A 17,490-nucleotide genomic window follows, 5' to 3' on the forward strand; every position below is an offset into this window, starting at 1 on the left:
GAAATTCGAAAAAACGGAGAACGAGCGATGAAGCATATCACCCAGATTCTCGCCGCCGCGGCCATTTCGATGGTCGTGTCGGTCCCGGCCTATGCCGAAACCACCCTGACGGTTCACTATCCCATGCCCGGCTTCTTCAAGAACGTGATGGACACGATCTCGAAGAAGTTCATGGAAGAAAATCCCGACATCAAGATCCAGTTCGCCGCTCCCTCGGCCACCTATGAGGAAGGCATCCAGACCATCCTGCGTCAGGCCGGCACCAGCGAAATGCCCGACGTCACCTTCATTGGCCTCAACCGCCTGCGTATGATCGATGAGCGCAACGTCGCCGTCGACCTCGGCCCCTTCGTCAAGAAGGAGGGCAACATGGCCGAGAAGGGCTTCTCCGACACGATCCTGAAGCTCGCTCAGGTCAAGGGCAAGCAGGTCGGCCTCGCCTTCGCGACCTCCAACCCGATCATGTACTACAATGCCGATCTGGTGAAGGCTGCCGGCGGCAATCCGGACAACCCGCCGAAGACCTGGGATGAGGTCATCGCGCTTGCCGGCAAGATCAAGGCGCTCGGCAACGGCGTCGACGGCATGGACTTCCGCTGGCAGGGCGACGACTGGATGTTCTCCGCGCTCCTCTTCGGCGCCGGCGGCAAGATGCTGAGCGACGACGAGACGAAGGTGGCCTTCAACGGTCCCGAGGGCCAAAAGGCCGTCGAACTGATCCAGCGCTTCGTCAAGGAAGGCGGTATGCCGGTCTTCACCAAGGCTGCCGGCGAACAGGCTTTCGCAGCCGGCAAGGTCGGCTTCGAATTCCAGACGACCGGTGCGCTCGTCAACACCATCAAGAATGTCGGCGCCAAGTTCGACCTGCGTACTGCCAAGCTGCCGCTGCTCGATCCGGTCAACGGCCGCCTGCCGACGGGCGGCAACGCCGTCGTCATCCTGACCCACGACCCGGTCAAGGAAGAAGCCGCCTGGAAGTTCGCCAAGTTCGCCGCCGGTCCCTATGGCGCCTCTGTCGTCGTTCCCGGCACCGGCTATGTTCCGAACAATGAGCTTGCTGCCAAGTCGGCCGAATATCTCGGCGATTTCTACAAGAAGAACCCGCTGTTCCAGGCCGGCCTCAGCCAGATGCCGGTCATGATCCCCTGGTACGCCTTCCCGGGCTCCAACGGCGTCAAGGTCACGCAGACCATCGTCGACAACCTCTCGCGCATCGTCGATGGCTCGGCAGAGCCGAAGGAAGCACTCGACGACGCCGCTTCCGACGTCGAAGGCCTGCTGCCGCGCAGCTGATCTTTCGAACCCATCTGAACGATCCGCGCCGCCTCTTAACAAGAGGCGGCGTTTTCATATGCAAAGCTATGTCAGGATTGGAGGGTGAGATTGCGCACCGTTCCGCCGGAACGCAGCCGATAGGGCACGGTCAGATGACGCGGCGGCGCGGCATTCTCAGCCATATCGAGCAGCAGCGAGGCGGCAGCGGCACCCATGGTTCCATCCGGAATTTCCACCGTCGTCAGTGACACCTCACCCAGAAAACCTAGGGAAATCCCGTCGAAGCCGGCGACGGAGATATCGCGAGGGATCGAAAGACCCTGACGCCGGAGCGCGCCCATGACGCCGAGCGCCAGAAGATCGTTGGAAGCGATGATCGCCGTCGGACCGAACCGCGAAACGGCATCCGAAAGATCGAGCTGTTCCAGGCTGTTCACGAAAGAAATCTCCAGGGCATCGAGAGGCTTCTGACCAGCCGCCGCCATCGCCTTGTCATAGCCGTGATAGCGCAGTTTCGCCCGATCCGATGCCGCGAAATGGCCCGATATGAACAGGACGCGGCGGTGCCCCCTTTGCAGGAGATGCTCGGTCAGGTCTCGGCCCGCACCAAAATTGTCGGTCGCGACCGCGGCTGTGAAGCGGCTGGTCGGAAGATTTCCGAGCAGCACGGTCGGCGGGAGCGCGGATGACAGGACCAGGCTGCGTTCGGGGTCGCAGAGCGTGAGGATCAATCCAGTCGGCTGCTGCTGGAGCAGCGAGGCGACGGCATCGACCTCCTGTGCCGGATCGTAGTTCGATTGAGCGATCAGCACGCTATGCCCCGCGTGAAGGGCCCGGTTCTGGATACTCGAGAGCGAAGCTGCGAAAACCGGATTGGTGATGCTGGGAATGAGCACGCCGATCGCCGGCCGGCCATTGGCGCCGCGACTGCCGGCGCGATAGCCGAGCTCCGCCGCCGCCCGGCGCACGCGCCGTACCATCTCGTCGCTGACCGGACCGGTGCGATTCATCACCCGGCTGGCGGTCGCAACGGAACAGCCGGCGCGAAAGGCGACCTGCTGGAGCGTCGACATGATATCAATCACCTCCGGCTTCGGGTTTCAGCCCTTCAACTGGCGCGGCCTTATGGGAATGTCGGGGATTTATATCAGGCCGATGACACTTATTTGACAGCCCTCCGCGTAGACCGCGACAATCCTGCCCTTGATCTTTGCTGCAGCGCAGCAGATGCTCGTTCCGATCGCAACGGCCAATGATGCTGTCATCGACCGATGCCATGATTGCCGCGCTGTGATCCGCAGATCCGCCCCTCGAAAGGATGCTCTCATGTCAGAAGCACGGACGCCTGCCTCCGCCACCGACAAGATCGAAAGACTGTTTTTCCTCGATATCAACGACGGACGAATCCTCTCCTCCGCCATCGACGGCACCGATTTGAAGCTCATCGTCCAGCGGGCCGGCCGCAGCCCGGACGGCATTCTCGTCGACAGCGAGAACGGCTGGATCTACTGGACCGAGATGGGCAACGACTACAACGCCCATGACGGCTCCATCGAGCGCATGGACCTCGACGGCGGCAACCACATCACACTGATCCCGCCCGGCAGCACGCTCGTCACGCCGAAGCAGATCCAGCTCGACCGCGATAACGGCAAGCTCTATTGGTGCGACCGCGAGGGCATGCGCGTCATGCGCGCCAATATCGATGGCAGCGATATCGAAACCCTGGTGCAGAATGGCGACAGCCCGGAAGATAGCGCCGATATCGAACGCTGGTGCGTCGGCATTGCCCTCGATCTGCCGCTTGGGCAGATTTATTGGACCCAGAAAGGGCCGCCGGATGCCGGCCTCGGCCGCATCTTCCGTGCCGGCATCAATATTCCCGCCGGGGAAACCGCGACCAGCCGCAGCGACATCGAAACTCTGTTGGACAAGCTGCCGGAACCGATCGACCTCGAGCTGGATCTCGCCACCCGCACGATCTACTGGACCGATCGTGGCAATCTCCCCCGCGGCAATACCGTCAACCGCGCAGCGATGAACGATATCGCCGCAACCTCCGAAGTCGTCCTCGAGGGCCTGGACGAAGGCATTGGCCTCTCGCTCGATCTACCCAACAGCCGTATGTTCTTCACCGACATCGGCGGCAATCTCTATTCCGCCAGCCTCGATGGTTCGGGCGAGCGCGAACTTCTTCATCATGCCGGCTCGTTCACAGGAATTGTTTACGCGGAGGTTTGAGGTTTTCAATCGACTTCATGCCTGCCGTGGCGCGTTGGGCCGACCCTCTTCCTTCGAGGGTCGCTCCTTCGCTGAGCTCGGTCGCTCCCACCTCAGGATGAAGACGGAAAAGACCGCGCACTCGAAACGATTTGTACTGAGCTTCGCCTGAAAGAAAAGATTAGCCCTCACCCTGACGAGAGTCCGAAGGACTCCTCGAAGGGCGAGGGCGGATGAGGCTCTGATCAGTTACTTGCGCACACCATCCAGCAGATGCGGCAACGACTTCACCCCATCGTCACGCAGCTCAGCCGGCAACAGCCCTTCCGGAAGATCCTGATAGGAGACCGGACGCAGGAAGCGGCGGATGGCGAGCGTGCCGACCGAGGTCGTGCGGCTGTCCGAGGTTGCCGGGAAAGGCCCGCCATGCACCATGGCGTGGCAGACTTCGACGCCGGTTGGCCAGCCATTGGCGAGGATGCGCCCCACCTTGCGCTCCAGCACCGGCACCAGCTTGGCGGCCGTCGCATAATCTTCCGCTTCGATCTGCAGCGTCGCGGTCAGCTGGCCTTCGAGCTTCTCAGCAACGGCGATCATCTGATCGACGTCTTTGCAACGCACCAGAAGGCTTGCCGCGCCGAAAACTTCGTGGCCCAGACGCTCGTCGGCGAGAAACTCCTCCGCTTCTGTCTCGAAGAAGATGCCCGGGCTCCGGTTGACGCCTTCGGCCGGGGCGCCGTGAGCGACGGTCTTGACAGCCTCATGTTCCGCCAATGCCGCAACACCCTTGTCGAAGGCAGCGTGAATACCGGGCGTCAGCATCGGCGCCGGCGCACGGCCGCTCAGCGCATCGCCTGCGGCCTGGACGAAGCGGTCTAGATCGGGGCTTTCGATCGCGAAAAGCAGACCAGGATTGGTGCAGAACTGACCGGCACCGAGCGTCAGGGAGTCGATGAAGCCCGTGCCGATCGCCTCGGCGCGCGCGGCAAGTGCTGCCGGGAAGAGGAAGACGGGATTGACGCTGCTCATCTCGGCATAGACCGGGATAGGTTCCGGCCGGGCAGCGGCAATAGCGCCAAGCGCCAGTCCGCCGCCGCGCGAGCCGGTGAAGCCGACTGCCTTGATGCGGGGATCGCGCACCAGCGCCGCACCCGTCTCGTTGGCGCCGGTCAGCAGCGAGAATGTGCCTTCCGGCAGGCCGCAAGCGGCGACGGCGGCGCGAATGGCGCGGCCGACAAGCTCGCCCGTGCCTGGATGGGCAAGGTGGCCCTTGACGACGACCGGGCAGCCGGCGGCAAGAGCCGAAGCCGTATCACCACCGGCAACCGAGAAGGCGAGCGGGAAGTTGCTGGCACCGAAAACGGCGACTGGGCCAAGCGGGATCTGGCGCAGTCGCAGGTCCGGCCGCGGCAGCGGCTTGCGCTCCGGCAACGCCGGATCGACGCGCAGATCGAGCCACTCGCCGGCGCGGACGACCTGTGCGAAGAGCCGCAACTGGCCGACGGTGCGGGCGCGCTCGCCCTGCAGACGCGCCACCGGCAGGCCGGTCTCTTCCGTCGCCCGCTCGATCAGTGCATCGCCGATTTCCATGATATTGTCGGCAATCTTTTCGAGGAATGCCGCGCGCTGTTCGGGAGTGGTCGCACGGTAAACGTCAAACGCCTGCGCCGCCAGTTCGCACGCTTTGGCAACGTCGCTCTCGCCGGCGATCGCAAAAGCCGGCTCCAGGCTTGCGCCGGTTGCCGGATTGATGGCACGCACGGTTCTGTTGTCGCCGGTGGAATCTGAGCCGATCAGCAGATCGCCGCGAATCTCGAAAGACTGTGTCATGGGTATTCCTTAATGATGTCGGAGCGCCGGGGATTGCGCTGCGAGAGCAGATAGCAGGATGGGATGACAGATATAAGATGATAATCGTCATCTAATTATCAAGGTACAAGTGCTGAGATCAAGGCGCCCGCGTCAATTAATCATACTTTTTCCAGATATGGCGCTGCGGCCTCTTTCGTGCCAATTTAGCGCCCATCCGAAAGACCGAGTGCGACTAAGTCCCCATGTCCATTGCACTTCTTGGCGATCCGATCGTCCAGTTCTTCATTCTGGTTGTCGTCGGCACGTTCGTCAGCCGCGTCATGCTGCGTCACCAGCGCGCGGGGCGTCTGATCGGCCAGATCACCTTCTTCGTCTGCCTGACCGCACTTTTGTTCTATCATGGCATCGTGCCCTATGAGCCGAGCCCGCCGCAGGACTCGGTGACGCTGCGCACCTTCACGGGCTTTGCCAAGATCGTCTGGTGGGTCAATGGTGCCTGGGTACTGATCGCCTGCGTGCGGCTGTTCCTGATTTTCGAGCGCAAGCCCCGCGAAGGCCGGCTGCTGCAGGATCTGATCGTCGGTGTCATCTATCTCGGGGCCATTCTCTCCATCGTCGGCGATGTTTTCAGTGTGCCCATCGGCACCTTGATCGCGACATCGGGCGTCTTCGCCATCATTCTCGGCCTTGCCTTGCAGAGTACCTTGAGTGACGTCTTCTCCGGCATCGCTCTCAATCTCGGCCGCCCCTACTCCGTCGGCGACTGGATCGTGCTCGAAAATGATGTCCAGGGCCGCGTCGTCGAAACCAATTGGCGCGCCACGCAATTGCTGAGCGGCACCAACGATCTGGTCGTCATTCCGAACAGCATCCTTGCCAAGACGCGGCTGACCAATCTTTCCGCGCCCGATGAGAGCCATGGCGCCACCGTCACCGTTCGGATTCAACCAACCACTCTGCCGCGCATCATCGCGGATGTGATGCAGAACGTCTTGATCAGCTGCAATTCGATCCAAAAGAACCCGGAACCCAATGTCGCCATCAATTCCATTGATGGGCAGGCGATCGAACTGCAGCTGTCCTTTCGCGTGCGCGACATGTCGCTGACACAAGCCGCGAAGAACGAGATCTATGATCTGCTATTTCGCCACGCCAAGGCGGCAAACTTGAAATTCGCCGATCCCCCCGGCACGATCATGCTTCCGATGGAGCAAAAGCCCGAGGTGGCCGACGAGAAGCAACATGCACCCGGAACGCCCTGGCGGCTTGTCAGCAACATCCCGCTGTTCTCTTCGCTGACAGAGGATGAAAAAGAACATCTGGCATCGCATATGCAGCGCCGGACCTATCGCAAGGATGCCGTCATCGCCGAACAGGATGCCCGCATGCGGGCGCTGACGATCGTCCGCTCGGGCGTCGTCAGCATTACCCGCCGCGAAGGGCATCGTCAGATCGAGCTGACGCGCCTTGCGCCAGGAGATTATTTTGGTGAGAACGGGCTGCTGATGGGATCGGGCGAAGTCGGGACGGTTCGCGCCCTGACCTTCGTCGTCACCTATGAAATCGGCGAGGAATGTCTGGCGCCGCTGCTGCACGACCGGCCGACCCTTGCCGAAGAACTCGGCGCCATTCTGGCAAAACGCATCGAGGCGGAGCAGCATCTATTTGCCAATGTCGATATGCTCGGCCATGGCGCTCATGTGACCTCACTAAGCTCGCGCATCAAGCATCTCTTTCAATTGCAGCAGCACGATTAGGCTGCATCCGCCGCCTTCGTCGACCGCGAAGCAGCAAAGAGATTTTGCCCGATGGCGCGGGCGGCATCGAGATGGGAACTCATATCCTGCGCTTCCGTCAAAAGCAGTTCGGAGGTCGCGACGGGAGCGCCGCAATATCCGAAAATGCCATGATCGATCTGCGTCCTCATGGCGCCGAAATAACCATGGCGCGCATAGGTCCGCATGGTCGCGCCACCAATAGCGATCAGGTGGACGCGGAGATGGCCTAACCTTTTGATCGTCCCGTTACCCGGTATGTCGTCATAGGCCCAGCCATTGCTGAACACCCGGTCGACCCATCCCTTGAGAAGCCCGGGCATGGACCACCAATAGACGGGATAGACGAGCACTAGCGCATCCGCACGATCGATTCGCGCCTGCTCGGCAACGACATCTTCGGGCGATGGCCCTTCTCTGAGATGGGCGGCAATATCGGCAGCGCTGAACCTAGGATCAAAACCTTCCGCCGCAAGATCCGCGATTTCATACGAGCCGCCCGAAGCCGTTACACCCTCGGCGACTTTGGCCGCGACGGCGTAACTGAACGAATCGGGATTCGGATTGGAGACGACGATAAGCGCGTGCATGTGAAAAACTCCTGCTGACACATTGTGAGCGGCGGCTCGATCTTATATACTTTTAGTAAGTTACTTTTGGTATATAACGATGTCAAGCATGCAGACGAAGAAACGAGAGTCCCGCAGTCGGCTGACGCGGGAGGAGCGCTATCGGCAGCTCATCGAGGTCGCCTGGCAAATCGCCCGAGAGGAGGGAACGGAAGCCCTGACGCTGGGGCGGCTCTCCGAGCGCGCCGGTGTGACGAAACCCGTGGTCTACGACCATTTTATCACCCGTTCCGGCCTGCTGGCCGCACTCTATCGCGAATTCGACATCAGGCAGACGGAGGTGATGGACAAGGCGCTTGATGCAAGTACCCCGACACTGGCAGGCCGGGCGGAGGTGATAGCTGCCTCCTATGTCGATTGCGTGCTGCTGCAGGGGCGCGAAATACCCGGCATCATCGCCGCGCTCGCGGGCTCGCCGGAGCTTGAAAAAATCAAGCGCGAATATGAAACGGCCTTCCTCGAGAAGTGCCGTGCGCTGCTCGCTCCCTTCGCCGCTACCGGTTCCATTGCATCGGCGGGCCTCTGGGCGATGCTGGGTGCGGCCGAAGCCCTGTCCTATGCTGCGACGACAGGCGACATCAGCCCACAGCAGGCAAAGGACGAACTCTTTGAAACCATCAAGGCCATGGTTGCGAGAAACAGATGAAGCCAGCCTCGCAACGCCGCCGTATTCCAGGTAAAGCCCCGAACGGCGGTCAGTTCGATTGCGTTGCCGGCGCTGCCTTGACCTGCCCGGCATAAAACGACTTGGCATCGCCCGTGAACTGCTCGCGCGACGTTGCCCGCGTGTAGAACATATGGCCGCCGCGATAGAGCTTCATCGCCACGCGGTCAGCAAAGGCGGGCGGCATATGGTCGAGCACATATTTGTTCACGCCGAAGGGAATGACGAGATCGCTATAGCCTTGCCCGATCATCACCCGGAAGGATGGCGAGAGCGACAGCAGCTCCTTGAGATCGTCGCCAACACCGGCGGTTCCGCGCGAGCCGCCATTGCGCCCACCCCATTTCCATTCCCTGTTCACGGATGACGACAGCAGTGTGTAGGTCATGTCGGTATGGAAGCCCAGCTCGTCGCGGGCATAGCCTGAAAAGGCACCGCCATAGGCGCGGACGAAGCCATCCAGAACCGGATCGCCGCCATGCTCGGCCTCCGACTGCGGATAGGGATCCGGCGCCAGGAAGGAAGCATCATAGGCGCTCGCGACATCCGCGCCTTTGCCATCGGAATGCTTGCGATAGACTCCGCCAAGAAAGCCCTTGTTCTTGGCGACGACATCCTGCGGTATGCCGGTCAGCTTCGCCACACGCCCGTAGAAGGCTTGGCCGGCATCTGCCGACGGCGGCCGTCCGGCAAGGGCTGGCAGATATTCGTTGAAGGCGAAGGCCTCGGCCTCCTGCACCGCCTTCTCGCTGAAGGCATTTTGCCGTTCCAACTCGGCAGCCGCCAGCGACGGTAGCTGCAAGGCTGCGCCAAGCGCATCCTCACCGCTCCCGAATACGAACCGGCCCTCCAGCAGGGGCGACAGCATCACGACGCCGGAAATCAGAATGCCCTGATCCTCGCGCAGGCTGTTGGCAACCTTGATCGAACGAAATCCGCCATAGCTTTCCCCGAGAATATATTTCGGCGATGCCGCCCGGCTGTTATGGGCGACGTAGAGGGCAATTGCCTTGGCAAGGCTTTCGGCATCGCTGTCGACGCTATAGAAATCATTCTGATCATCGGGCTTTGCAGTGCGGCTCCAGCCGGTGCCGATCGGATCGATCAGCACGAGATCGGTGAATTCGAGCCAGCTTTGCGGATTGTCGACCAGCTTGGCATTGGCGCCATCGCGCCCGTCCGCACCGAAATCGACGATGCGTGGGCCGACGAGCCCGAGATTGAGGAAGGCCGAAGCCGCGCCCGGCCCGCCATTGAACACGAAGGTCACGGGGCGGCTCTCATCGCGGTTCTTGGCGACATAGCCAGTGTAGAAGATCGCGGCACTGCGCTGACCATCCTGGCCGAAAAGATCGAGCGTTCCGGCTGTCGCCGTGTAGGGAATGGTCTTGCCATCGGCATTCAGCACATGATCGCTCACCGCATCAGGCGGCAGGAGCGAGAGCACGCCGCTCGCGCCCGCAGGCGTGCCATGACCCTGCTCGGGCGGAGCGGCAAAAGCCGTTGCCGATATCAGCGAAAGGGCCAGCGCCAGGCCGGGAACCATCAGGCGAAAAGACATGAAATCGCATCCTCCAAGGGAATCGTCGCATAGACGTCATTACCGGCGATACTATGTCACGAACGACAAACGCCGAAACTCAAGAGATGTTGATCGATGGTCTCGGCCTTTTCGAAGAACCATGCTCTTAAGGGTCTATATACCGTTTGCCAAAGTGATATGTGCCGCGGGGACATCAGCCGATAATGAGATCGCAAGGGAAACGACGATGAAACAGGATATCGAAATCAAGACGGCCGACGGCACCGCCAAAGCCGCCATCTTCCGCCCCGATAATAGCGCGTCAGCCGAGCATGGCGTGATACTCTATATGGATGCCATGGGTCCGCGCGCGGCGCTCGATGGCATGGCGCAGCGGCTGGCTGATGCCGGCTATATCGTGCTGCTTCCTGATCTCTTCTATCGCTTCGGCGCCTATGGCCCCTTCGACGGCGGTGCCTTTGGCAATCCGGCCTCCCGCGAAACGATCATGACGATGCTGCGCGGCACGACGCAGGAAATGACCAAAGTCGATAGTGCCGCCTTCCTCGAAGCTCTCTCTGCCGCCGGAGCCAAAGGTGCGGCCGGCGCGGTAGGCTATTGCATGGGCGGGGGCCGCGCGCTGACTGCCGCTGCCTCCTATCCCGATCGCATCGCGGCAGCCGCAAGCTTCCACGGCGGCAATCTTGCGAGCGACGCGGAAGACAGCCCGCACCGACTCGCCGCCAATATCAAGGCGCGCATCTATATCGGCGTCGCCGGCGTCGACAACAGCTTTCCGCCGGAACAATCGGCGCGTCTTGCCGAGGCGCTCCGCACTGGCGGAGTCGATCACACCATCGAAAACTATGTCGGAATGGCACATGGATGGACCGTGCCGGATCATGGCGTCTATGACGAGACCGGCGCCGAAAGGCATTGGAAGCGGCTGCTGAATCTGTTCGAGGAAGCCTTGGCGTAATCGATTGATGGCGGCATCCCGTTGGCATCACGAGCGGGATGCCGCTATCCGATACAGAGATCAGAACTTGATCCTGTCGATGCTGGTCAGCGTCGTCTTCTGAGAGACGCCGGGCGCATTGACCATGTGCCAGACCACATATTGCTCGCCATAGAGCTCTGTCGATGACATGCCGTCGACAGGCAGCACGATATTCATACCATTCAATGCGGCATCCGTTGCCGTATCGAGCACCGCGCCCTCGGAGGCCGTACCCGTGACGATGACGGTCTTGATGCCTTTGCCGGAAAGAATGCTGCGCAGGTTGGTGCCGATAAACTTGTCCGGACCGGATTTGACGATCGGTTCGCTCGCCAGAGGCGCCAGCGCCGTTGCGATATCCTGCGCCTCGCCGACGCCGGCCAGACTGAAGACGACGAGCATCTCCTTGGCACGCGCCTGATCGAGCAGGGTTTTGACCTTGGGGACGGACGCCAGACAACGCGGCTTGGTTTTAGCGTTGCACGGCCCTTTGGTCGGGTCCTGTGCGCCATTGAAATCGAGGATCAGAAGTGCCGTCGTCTTCGGATCGATAGTGACCCGCTTCAGCTCAGGCGCCGCCGGCGGCTTCACCTTCTGCCAGTCATCGATGATCGTCTGGGCGGCTGTCGGCGAGGTCAGCGCAGAACTGAAACCTATGCATAGGATTGCAAAACCCGCACCGAATGCAAAGCTTGTCTTGCCAACCCTGCCGCTTGTTTTTCTGATCGAGTTCCTCTCCTGCATCGACGTCCTCTTGGATTGACGGTGGTGGAAGAGAGATAGGCCATAAATTCCGACAGGGCACGGAAACTCTTCGTGATGCGCCGCCCGCCCGGATCACGGCGAGCGACAGGGAGCCGCTGGAGCGGTTCAGCTTTTCACGGAATCTCTGAGCCGCTTTATCCCTTTGTTTTCACGCAATCCCGGACGGAAAACCGCTGCGCACTTTTCCCGCAATTGCTTTAGGCGCCGGCATCGTCGGACGGGTGTTCGCCACCTTTCTCGCCACCACGCAGCGTCTCCAGCAGATTTTGCAATCCCTGCCTGATCACTTCGATTTCGCCCGAACCGGCCATGTCGGACCAACGCTGCTCCACCATCTTGCCCGCGGCCATGGCAACCGGCCGCACACCCTTGCCGCGCTCTGTCAGAAACACCAGCCGCGCGCGCCGGTCGTTCGGATCCGGTCGCCGTTCGACATAACCCAGGCGCTCCAGTTCCTCCACCGCCTGGGTCATCGTCTGCTTGCGCACATGGGCAAGTTTCGTGAGTTCGCTCACCTGGATGCCTTCCGGACGCGCGAAGGTGAAGACGTTGGAATGCGGCGGGCGGATGTCACGGAAGCCAGCCTCCTCCAGGGCGGCATCGACAGCCTGCGCATAATGCTGATGAACGAGCCGCAAAAGCAGGCCCAGCGACAGATGGGGTGAAATAGGTTCTTTCATGAATATAGACAGGCGCCTGACTATTATGGTAGATGGACAGGTACCTTACCATTCTTACCAAGAAAAGGATATCCACATGCCCTCGCTCAACGTGCTGGATTCAACCATTTTCTATCAGGATACGGGAACGGGAACGCCTTTCGTGTTCCTGCATGGCAATCCCACTTCATCTTACCTCTGGCGAAATGTATCGCCTGGCGTCACCACGTCGGGCCGTCGTCTGGCGCCTGACCTCATCGGCATGGGCCGCTCCGGCAAACCGGATATTGCCTACAGCTTCCACGATCACTCCCGCTATCTCGACGCCTGGTTCGACACCCTGGCGCTCGACGATGTCGTGCTCGTCGGCCACGATTGGGGCGGCGCGCTCGGCTTCGATTGGGCAGCTCGCCATCCAGAGCGTGTGCGCGGCATCGCCTTCATGGAAACGATCGTCCGGCCGATGACCTGGGACGATTTCCCGGGCGCGCGTCCTCGCTTTGAAGCGCTCCGGTCGCCTGGTATCGGTGAGACCAAAGTGCTGGACGAGAACTTCTTCATCGAGCAGGCATTGAAGGTTACCGTTCTCAACGGCCTCAGCGAAGAGGATCATGCCGTCTACGCGGCACCCTATCCGACGCGCGACAGCCGACGGCCGCTGCTCGCCTGGCCCCGCTCGATGCCAATCGAAGGAGAACCGGCCGACGTGATCAAGCGCATCGAAGCCTATGACGCCTGGCTGGCAGAAAGCGCTGATGTCCCGAAGCTGCTGCTGACCTTCGAAGGACCGGCAGAGACATTGCTGATCGGCGAGGTGATGACCGCCTGGTGCCGGGAGAACATAGCCGGCCTCGAGATCAGGAATTGCGGGCCGGCCAGGCACAATGCGCCGGAAGATCAGCCTGAGGCCATCGCGTCAGCGATTTCCGACTGGGCGGATCGTCACGCCTTCTCCAGATAGGCCTCGTAATCGAGCAGGAGCCTTGCGCCACTCGTGCTCGATCACTAACCGCCGGGAACAATCCATCGTTGACAAAAACCTGCCAGCCCATAATCTGCGCCTAAGCCCTTGCGATTGCCCAGTTTTCTTTTGGAGATCAGGATCATGCCGGCACATTGCACGAGACGACTGGTTCTGGCAGGCATTCTCCTAGGCATGTCTGCCTATACGGCGGTGGCCGCACAGACACTCGACGCTATCGCGCAAAAGGGCACGATCCGCATCGGCTATATCAGCGACGAAGAACCCTTCTCCTTCAAGAAGAAGGACGGCAACCCCACGGGATATGCCATCGACCTCTGCGGCAAGATTGCCGATGCTGTCGGTACCAAGGTCGCCAATCTGAAGCGGGACTATGTCGAAACCACGCTTGCCGATGGCTTCGATGCAGTCAAAAACGGCCAGGTCGATCTTCTCTGCGGCGCCATCACCATCAATCTCGGGCGACGCCAAAGCGTCGATTTCTCGCAGCCGATCTTCATCACCGGCGCAAGCGCCCTGCTGCGCAAGGATTCGCCCGATTATCTGATGGCTTTGTTCCTCGACAAGCGGCTGGCGCAAGTCTCCGCCAAGCGCGCCCCTGCAACGAGCACGATCGGTGTTCGCGCCGACACGACAACGGGCGCGACCCTGCGCGAGGCGCTAGGCTCCGATGTGCCGAAGACGCGGATCGCCGAGTTCGCCACGCATCAGGACGGTCTGGTCGCGCTCGAAAACCACAAAATTGATGCCTATTTCGCCGATCGCGCCCTGCTCTTCGATCTCGCTTCCCATGCGCATAATCCGTCCACGCTTGCCATTGGCAACCGCCTCTTCACGCATGAGCCCTATGGCATCGCACTCCGGCAGGATGACTCCGCCTTCCGCCTGCTCGTCGACCAGACGCTGACCGAGACCTACCAGTCGGATGATTTCGCCAAGCTGCTGACCAGCTATTTCGGCCAGGAAGGCCCGATCTTGCGCCGCGAGATCATGATGCAATCGATCCCGCAATAATGCGGCAACAACTCTCCGGTTGTCACAAAGTCGCCTTTGCGACAATTCTCCTGATCACATGTCGCCAACAAACCCAACCATTCCGGACGGGACAGCGTGGCGGTCGTCGTGCAAGCATCTTCAATATGTCGTAGACAGGCTCTGGTCGCCGCCGCACACGTCATAAAATCCGTCTTCAATATCAATCAGGGTCGCACGCAATGGCAGTATTTCCTCAAAAGGCGAAGGTCGTCATCATCGGTCTCGGCGGTATCGTCGGCGCATCGATCGCCCACCATCTGATCGAGCGCGGCTGGGACGACATTGTCGGCATCGACAAATCAGGCATCCCGACGGATATCGGCTCGACGGCGCATGCCTCCGATTTCTGCTACACGACCAGCCACGATTTCCTCTCCTGCTGGACGACCCTCTATTCCATCGATTTCTACGATAAGCTCGGCCACTATGCCCGCGTCGGCGGCCTGGAAGTTGCGCGCGTCGGCGATGATGACCGCATGGCCGAAATCAAGCGCAAGGTCACCTCGGGCAAGGCTTTCGGCACACGCGCCCGCCTGATCGAACCCGCCGAGATCAAGGAAAAGTTCCCGCTGATCGAGGAAAGCATGGTCCAGGGCGGCATGTGGGACCCGGATGCCGGCCTCGTCATTCCCCGTTCGCAGACCGTTGCCGGCAAGCTGATCGACCAGGGCGAGAAGAGCGGTAAGCTGCAATCCTTCGCCAATACGCCGGCCCAGTCACTGATCGTCAAGGACGGCCGCATTTCCGGCGTCGTCACCCATCGCGGCACGATCGAAGCCGAATATGTCATCGTCTGCGCCGGCCTCTGGGGCCGCCTGATCGCCGAAATGGTCGGCGAGGACCTGCCGGTCATGCCGGTCGACCATCCGCTGACCTTCTTCGGCCCCTACAACGAATTTGCCAATACCGGCAAGGAAATCGGCTTCCCGCTGATGCGCGACCAGGGCAACTCCGCCTATATGCGCGACACTGGCGACCCGAAGACCGCCGAAGGCGGCCAGATCGAATGGGGTTATTACGAAGAGAAGAATCCGCGCCTCTGCCACCCGCGTGATCTCCTCGAAAAGCACGAGGCCCGCCTTTCTCCCTCGCAGCGCGATCTCGACATGGAACAGATCATCGAGCCGCTCGAACGCGCCATGGAACTGACGCCGATACTCGGCGAACTCGGCTATAATGAAGGCCATTCCTTCAACGGTCTCCTGCAGGTCACGACCGATGGCGGTCCATCCGTCGGCGAAAGTCAGAAGGTCCGCGGTCTCTGGTATTGCGTCGCCATATGGGTGAAGGACGGCCCCGGCTTCGGCAAACTGGTCGCCGACTGGATGACCGATGGCCGCACGCCGATCGACCACAACCGGATCGATTATTCCCGTTTCTACCCGCATATGTTGGAAGAGAAATTCATCGAAGGCCGCTGCACCGAAGCTGCGCAGAAGATCTACAATCCCGCCGTCCACCCGCGCGAGCCCTATGCGACCGGCCGCAACATCCGCCGCTCGCCCTTCTATGGGCGTGAGAAGGAGCTCGGCGGCTACTTCATGGAGCTCGGCGGCTGGGAGCGTGCGCATGGCTATGCCGCCAACGAGCACCTGCTCGAAAAATACGGCGATCGCATTCCGGTGCGTGAAAACGAATGGGACAACCGCCATTTCTGGCGCGTCTCCAATGCCGAGCACCTGGCGCTGAGCGAAGATTGCGGCATCATCAACCTCTCGCACTTCGCCATGTACGACATCGAAGGCCCCGATCATGTCGAGCTGCTGGAATGGCTTTGCGCGGCCAAGATCGGCGGCGATGCCAATATCGGCAAGGGCATCTACACTCACTTCCTTGATGACGAGGGCATGGTGCGCGCTGATTTCACCGTCATCCGCATGGCCGACCGTTGCCGTCTGATCGACGGCGCCGATGCCGGCCCGCGCGATTTCCACTACATGCGCCGCGTTGCCCAGGACAAGGGCTTCGACGTCACCATCACCGACGTTACCGAACGCTATGTCACCATCGGCATCTGGGGGCCGAATGCCCGCACCAACCTGCAGAAGATCGTCGAGAACCCGGAAAGCCTCTCGCACGAGAACTTCCCCTTCGCCGCGATCAAGCAGATCCGCATTGCCGGCAAGAACGTCACCGCATTCCGTATCTCCTATGTCGGCGAACAGGGTTGGGAACTGCACATGGCCTATGGCGACGCGCTGGCGGTCTGGGATGCGCTGCGCTCGACCGGCGCCATCGCCGTCGGCGTCGAGACCTATGCCAACAGCCGCCGCATGGAAAAAAGCCTGCGCCTGCAGAATGCCGACCTGCTGACGGAATATAATCTGCTGGAAGCCGATCTCGCCCGCCCGAAGGTCAAGGAAGCCGATTTCCGCGGCAAGGCGAAGCACCTCGAATATCGCGCCCGCGAACACCAGCCGGCCGTGCTCTGCACGCTCGTGATGACCGACAATATCGACTCCAACGGCGTGGCCCGCTACCCCGTCGGCATCCTGCCGGTCATGGACCCGGAAACCGGCGAAACCCTCGTTGACGAGCTCGGCCGCCGCTCCTTCACCACCTCGATCGCCTACGGCCCGACCATCGGCAAGAACATTGCGCTCGCCTACCTCCCCTGGTCCTATGCCCAGGAAGGCCGCAAGCTGAAGGTCGAATATTTCGGCGAGACCTACCCGGTCGAAGTCGCCGGCGTCGGCTACAAACCGCTCTACGACGCAGAGAACCTGAAGCCGAGAAGCTGATCTCCAATGAACCGGAAAGCGAGGTCATGCCTGGCTTTCTGGTCGTCCCTCAGGCCGTGTGATCGATGATGGCCTGCGCGATCTCGTCAATGTCGCGCTCGTGGATTTCGTGCCCGCCACCCTCGACCCGGTGCAGCCGGGCATCTCGCACGACCTTGGTGAAGGCCTCGCCGTGTCCTATAGGAAACAGCGGATCAGCCGTGCCATGGATCGCAAGCACCGGCAGCTTGATGTCGGAAGCTTGAAGTCTTTCGGGCCTTTCCTCGCTCACGAGCGTGAAATGGTTCGTGGCACTGGCAAATGAAGGCGCCCGCGCCATGTCGCGGGCGATCAAGGCCCTTGCAGCGTCAGGATCATGCGGATGCCTCGTGCCGGCAAGCATGGCCGTATCGCGACGCAAAAAATCGGCAA

General features: G+C 61.0%; 15 protein-coding genes (1 of these 15 running past the window's edge). 8 read left to right on the top strand and 7 right to left on the bottom strand.

Going from position 1 to position 17,490, the window contains the following annotated elements; all coding sequences use genetic code 11:
- Positions 1-27: 27 nt before the first annotated feature.
- The gene (locus I8E17_RS14010; RefSeq protein ID WP_069615915.1) at positions 28-1,293 is read left to right on the top strand and encodes an ABC transporter substrate-binding protein; all 1,266 of its coding nucleotides are present in this window, start codon (positions 28-30) and stop codon (positions 1,291-1,293) included.
- 71 nt (positions 1,294-1,364) lie between these two features.
- Here the strand turns inward: I8E17_RS14010 and I8E17_RS14015 are convergent, their stop codons facing one another.
- Positions 1,365-2,348: a substrate-binding domain-containing protein gene (locus I8E17_RS14015; RefSeq protein WP_219511438.1), complete on the bottom strand. Its 984-nt coding sequence runs from the start codon at positions 2,346-2,348 to the stop codon at positions 1,365-1,367.
- 253 nt (positions 2,349-2,601) lie between these two features.
- Here I8E17_RS14015 and I8E17_RS14020 point away from each other — a divergent pair, with 253 nt between their 5' ends.
- Complete coding sequence (locus I8E17_RS14020) at positions 2,602-3,516, top strand: 3-hydroxyacyl-CoA dehydrogenase (protein WP_069616019.1); 915 nt, start codon at positions 2,602-2,604, stop codon at positions 3,514-3,516.
- A gap of 228 nt (positions 3,517-3,744) precedes the next feature.
- Here the strand turns inward: I8E17_RS14020 and I8E17_RS14025 are convergent, their stop codons facing one another.
- The gene (locus tag I8E17_RS14025) at positions 3,745-5,325 is read right to left on the bottom strand and encodes an aldehyde dehydrogenase (NADP(+)) (RefSeq protein ID WP_069615913.1); all 1,581 of its coding nucleotides are present in this window, start codon (positions 5,323-5,325) and stop codon (positions 3,745-3,747) included.
- A gap of 224 nt (positions 5,326-5,549) precedes the next feature.
- Between I8E17_RS14025 and I8E17_RS14030 the strand changes: the two genes are divergently transcribed.
- On the top strand, positions 5,550-7,064 hold the full coding sequence (locus I8E17_RS14030; RefSeq protein ID WP_069615912.1) for a mechanosensitive ion channel family protein: 1,515 nt from the start codon (positions 5,550-5,552) through the stop codon (positions 7,062-7,064).
- Here I8E17_RS14030 and I8E17_RS14035 read toward each other — a convergent pair.
- Positions 7,061-7,672: an NAD(P)H-dependent oxidoreductase gene (locus I8E17_RS14035; RefSeq protein WP_069615911.1), complete on the bottom strand. Its 612-nt coding sequence runs from the start codon at positions 7,670-7,672 to the stop codon at positions 7,061-7,063. The two genes, I8E17_RS14030 and I8E17_RS14035, sit on opposite strands and share 4 nt — an antisense overlap.
- Before the next feature lie 79 nt (positions 7,673-7,751).
- On the opposite strand from I8E17_RS14035, the gene I8E17_RS14040 reads away from it, so the two are divergent.
- Complete coding sequence (locus I8E17_RS14040; protein WP_069615910.1) at positions 7,752-8,357, top strand: TetR/AcrR family transcriptional regulator; 606 nt, start codon at positions 7,752-7,754, stop codon at positions 8,355-8,357.
- 49 nt (positions 8,358-8,406) lie between these two features.
- On the opposite strand, the gene I8E17_RS14045 is transcribed toward I8E17_RS14040, so the two are convergent.
- Positions 8,407-9,936 (bottom strand): carboxypeptidase, encoded by a 1,530-nt coding sequence (locus I8E17_RS14045; RefSeq protein WP_069615909.1) that lies wholly within the window; start codon positions 9,934-9,936, stop codon positions 8,407-8,409.
- 208 nt (positions 9,937-10,144) lie between these two features.
- On the opposite strand from I8E17_RS14045, the gene I8E17_RS14050 reads away from it, so the two are divergent.
- Positions 10,145-10,876 carry a dienelactone hydrolase family protein gene (locus tag I8E17_RS14050; RefSeq protein ID WP_069615908.1) on the top strand — a complete coding sequence of 244 codons (732 nt, stop codon included), beginning with the start codon at positions 10,145-10,147 and terminating at the stop codon, positions 10,874-10,876.
- A gap of 60 nt (positions 10,877-10,936) precedes the next feature.
- Here I8E17_RS14050 and I8E17_RS14055 read toward each other — a convergent pair whose 3' ends face one another.
- A complete protein-coding gene (locus I8E17_RS14055; RefSeq protein ID WP_083258370.1) occupies positions 10,937-11,641 on the bottom strand; it encodes an isochorismatase family protein in 705 nt (234 codons plus the stop codon).
- A gap of 218 nt (positions 11,642-11,859) precedes the next feature.
- Positions 11,860-12,342 (bottom strand): MarR family transcriptional regulator, encoded by a 483-nt coding sequence (locus I8E17_RS14060; protein WP_069615907.1) that lies wholly within the window; start codon positions 12,340-12,342, stop codon positions 11,860-11,862.
- Between the two features lie 76 nt (positions 12,343-12,418).
- Here I8E17_RS14060 and I8E17_RS14065 point away from each other — a divergent pair, with 76 nt between their 5' ends.
- The 3 genes from I8E17_RS14065 (at position 12,419) to I8E17_RS14075 (ending at position 17,079) form a co-directional block, all read left to right on the top strand.
- The gene (locus I8E17_RS14065; protein WP_069615906.1) at positions 12,419-13,282 is read left to right on the top strand and encodes a haloalkane dehalogenase; all 864 of its coding nucleotides are present in this window, start codon (positions 12,419-12,421) and stop codon (positions 13,280-13,282) included.
- Positions 13,283-13,426: 144 nt separating this feature from the next.
- The gene (locus I8E17_RS14070; RefSeq protein WP_069615905.1) at positions 13,427-14,317 is read left to right on the top strand and encodes an amino acid ABC transporter substrate-binding protein; all 891 of its coding nucleotides are present in this window, start codon (positions 13,427-13,429) and stop codon (positions 14,315-14,317) included.
- A gap of 200 nt (positions 14,318-14,517) precedes the next feature.
- Positions 14,518-17,079: an FAD-dependent oxidoreductase gene (locus I8E17_RS14075; protein ID WP_069615904.1), complete on the top strand. Its 2,562-nt coding sequence runs from the start codon at positions 14,518-14,520 to the stop codon at positions 17,077-17,079.
- 49 nt (positions 17,080-17,128) lie between these two features.
- Here the strand turns inward: I8E17_RS14075 and I8E17_RS14080 are convergent, their stop codons facing one another.
- On the bottom strand, positions 17,129-17,490 hold the 3' portion of the coding sequence (locus I8E17_RS14080; RefSeq protein ID WP_069616017.1) for an alpha/beta hydrolase. Its footprint extends 502 nt past the window's final position; the window shows 362 of its 864 coding nt (coding positions 503-864); its start codon lies beyond the right edge, outside the window; the stop codon is at positions 17,129-17,131.

The organism is Rhizobium sp. AB2/73 (assembly GCF_020871915.1).
Classification (GTDB): domain Bacteria; phylum Pseudomonadota; class Alphaproteobacteria; order Rhizobiales; family Rhizobiaceae; genus Rhizobium; species Rhizobium dioscoreae.

Bases quoted from the DNA above. Each gene is read 5' to 3' on its own strand.
- I8E17_RS14010 (WP_069615915.1), top strand. From the start codon at position 28: ATGAAGCATATCACCCAGATTCTCGCCGCCGCGGCCATTTCGATGGTC.
- I8E17_RS14015 (WP_219511438.1), bottom strand. From the start codon at position 2,348: ATGTCGACGCTCCAGCAGGTCGCCTTTCGCGCCGGCTGTTCCGTTGCG.
- I8E17_RS14020 (WP_069616019.1), top strand. From the start codon at position 2,602: ATGTCAGAAGCACGGACGCCTGCCTCCGCCACCGACAAGATCGAAAGA.
- I8E17_RS14025 (WP_069615913.1), bottom strand. From the start codon at position 5,325: ATGACACAGTCTTTCGAGATTCGCGGCGATCTGCTGATCGGCTCAGAT.
- I8E17_RS14030 (WP_069615912.1), top strand. From the start codon at position 5,550: ATGTCCATTGCACTTCTTGGCGATCCGATCGTCCAGTTCTTCATTCTG.
- I8E17_RS14035 (WP_069615911.1), bottom strand. From the start codon at position 7,672: ATGCACGCGCTTATCGTCGTCTCCAATCCGAATCCCGATTCGTTCAGT.
- I8E17_RS14040 (WP_069615910.1), top strand. From the start codon at position 7,752: ATGTCAAGCATGCAGACGAAGAAACGAGAGTCCCGCAGTCGGCTGACG.
- I8E17_RS14045 (WP_069615909.1), bottom strand. From the start codon at position 9,936: ATGTCTTTTCGCCTGATGGTTCCCGGCCTGGCGCTGGCCCTTTCGCTG.
- I8E17_RS14050 (WP_069615908.1), top strand. From the start codon at position 10,145: ATGAAACAGGATATCGAAATCAAGACGGCCGACGGCACCGCCAAAGCC.
- I8E17_RS14055 (WP_083258370.1), bottom strand. From the start codon at position 11,641: ATGCAGGAGAGGAACTCGATCAGAAAAACAAGCGGCAGGGTTGGCAAG.
- I8E17_RS14060 (WP_069615907.1), bottom strand. From the start codon at position 12,342: ATGAAAGAACCTATTTCACCCCATCTGTCGCTGGGCCTGCTTTTGCGG.
- I8E17_RS14065 (WP_069615906.1), top strand. From the start codon at position 12,419: ATGCCCTCGCTCAACGTGCTGGATTCAACCATTTTCTATCAGGATACG.
- I8E17_RS14070 (WP_069615905.1), top strand. From the start codon at position 13,427: ATGCCGGCACATTGCACGAGACGACTGGTTCTGGCAGGCATTCTCCTA.
- I8E17_RS14075 (WP_069615904.1), top strand. From the start codon at position 14,518: ATGGCAGTATTTCCTCAAAAGGCGAAGGTCGTCATCATCGGTCTCGGC.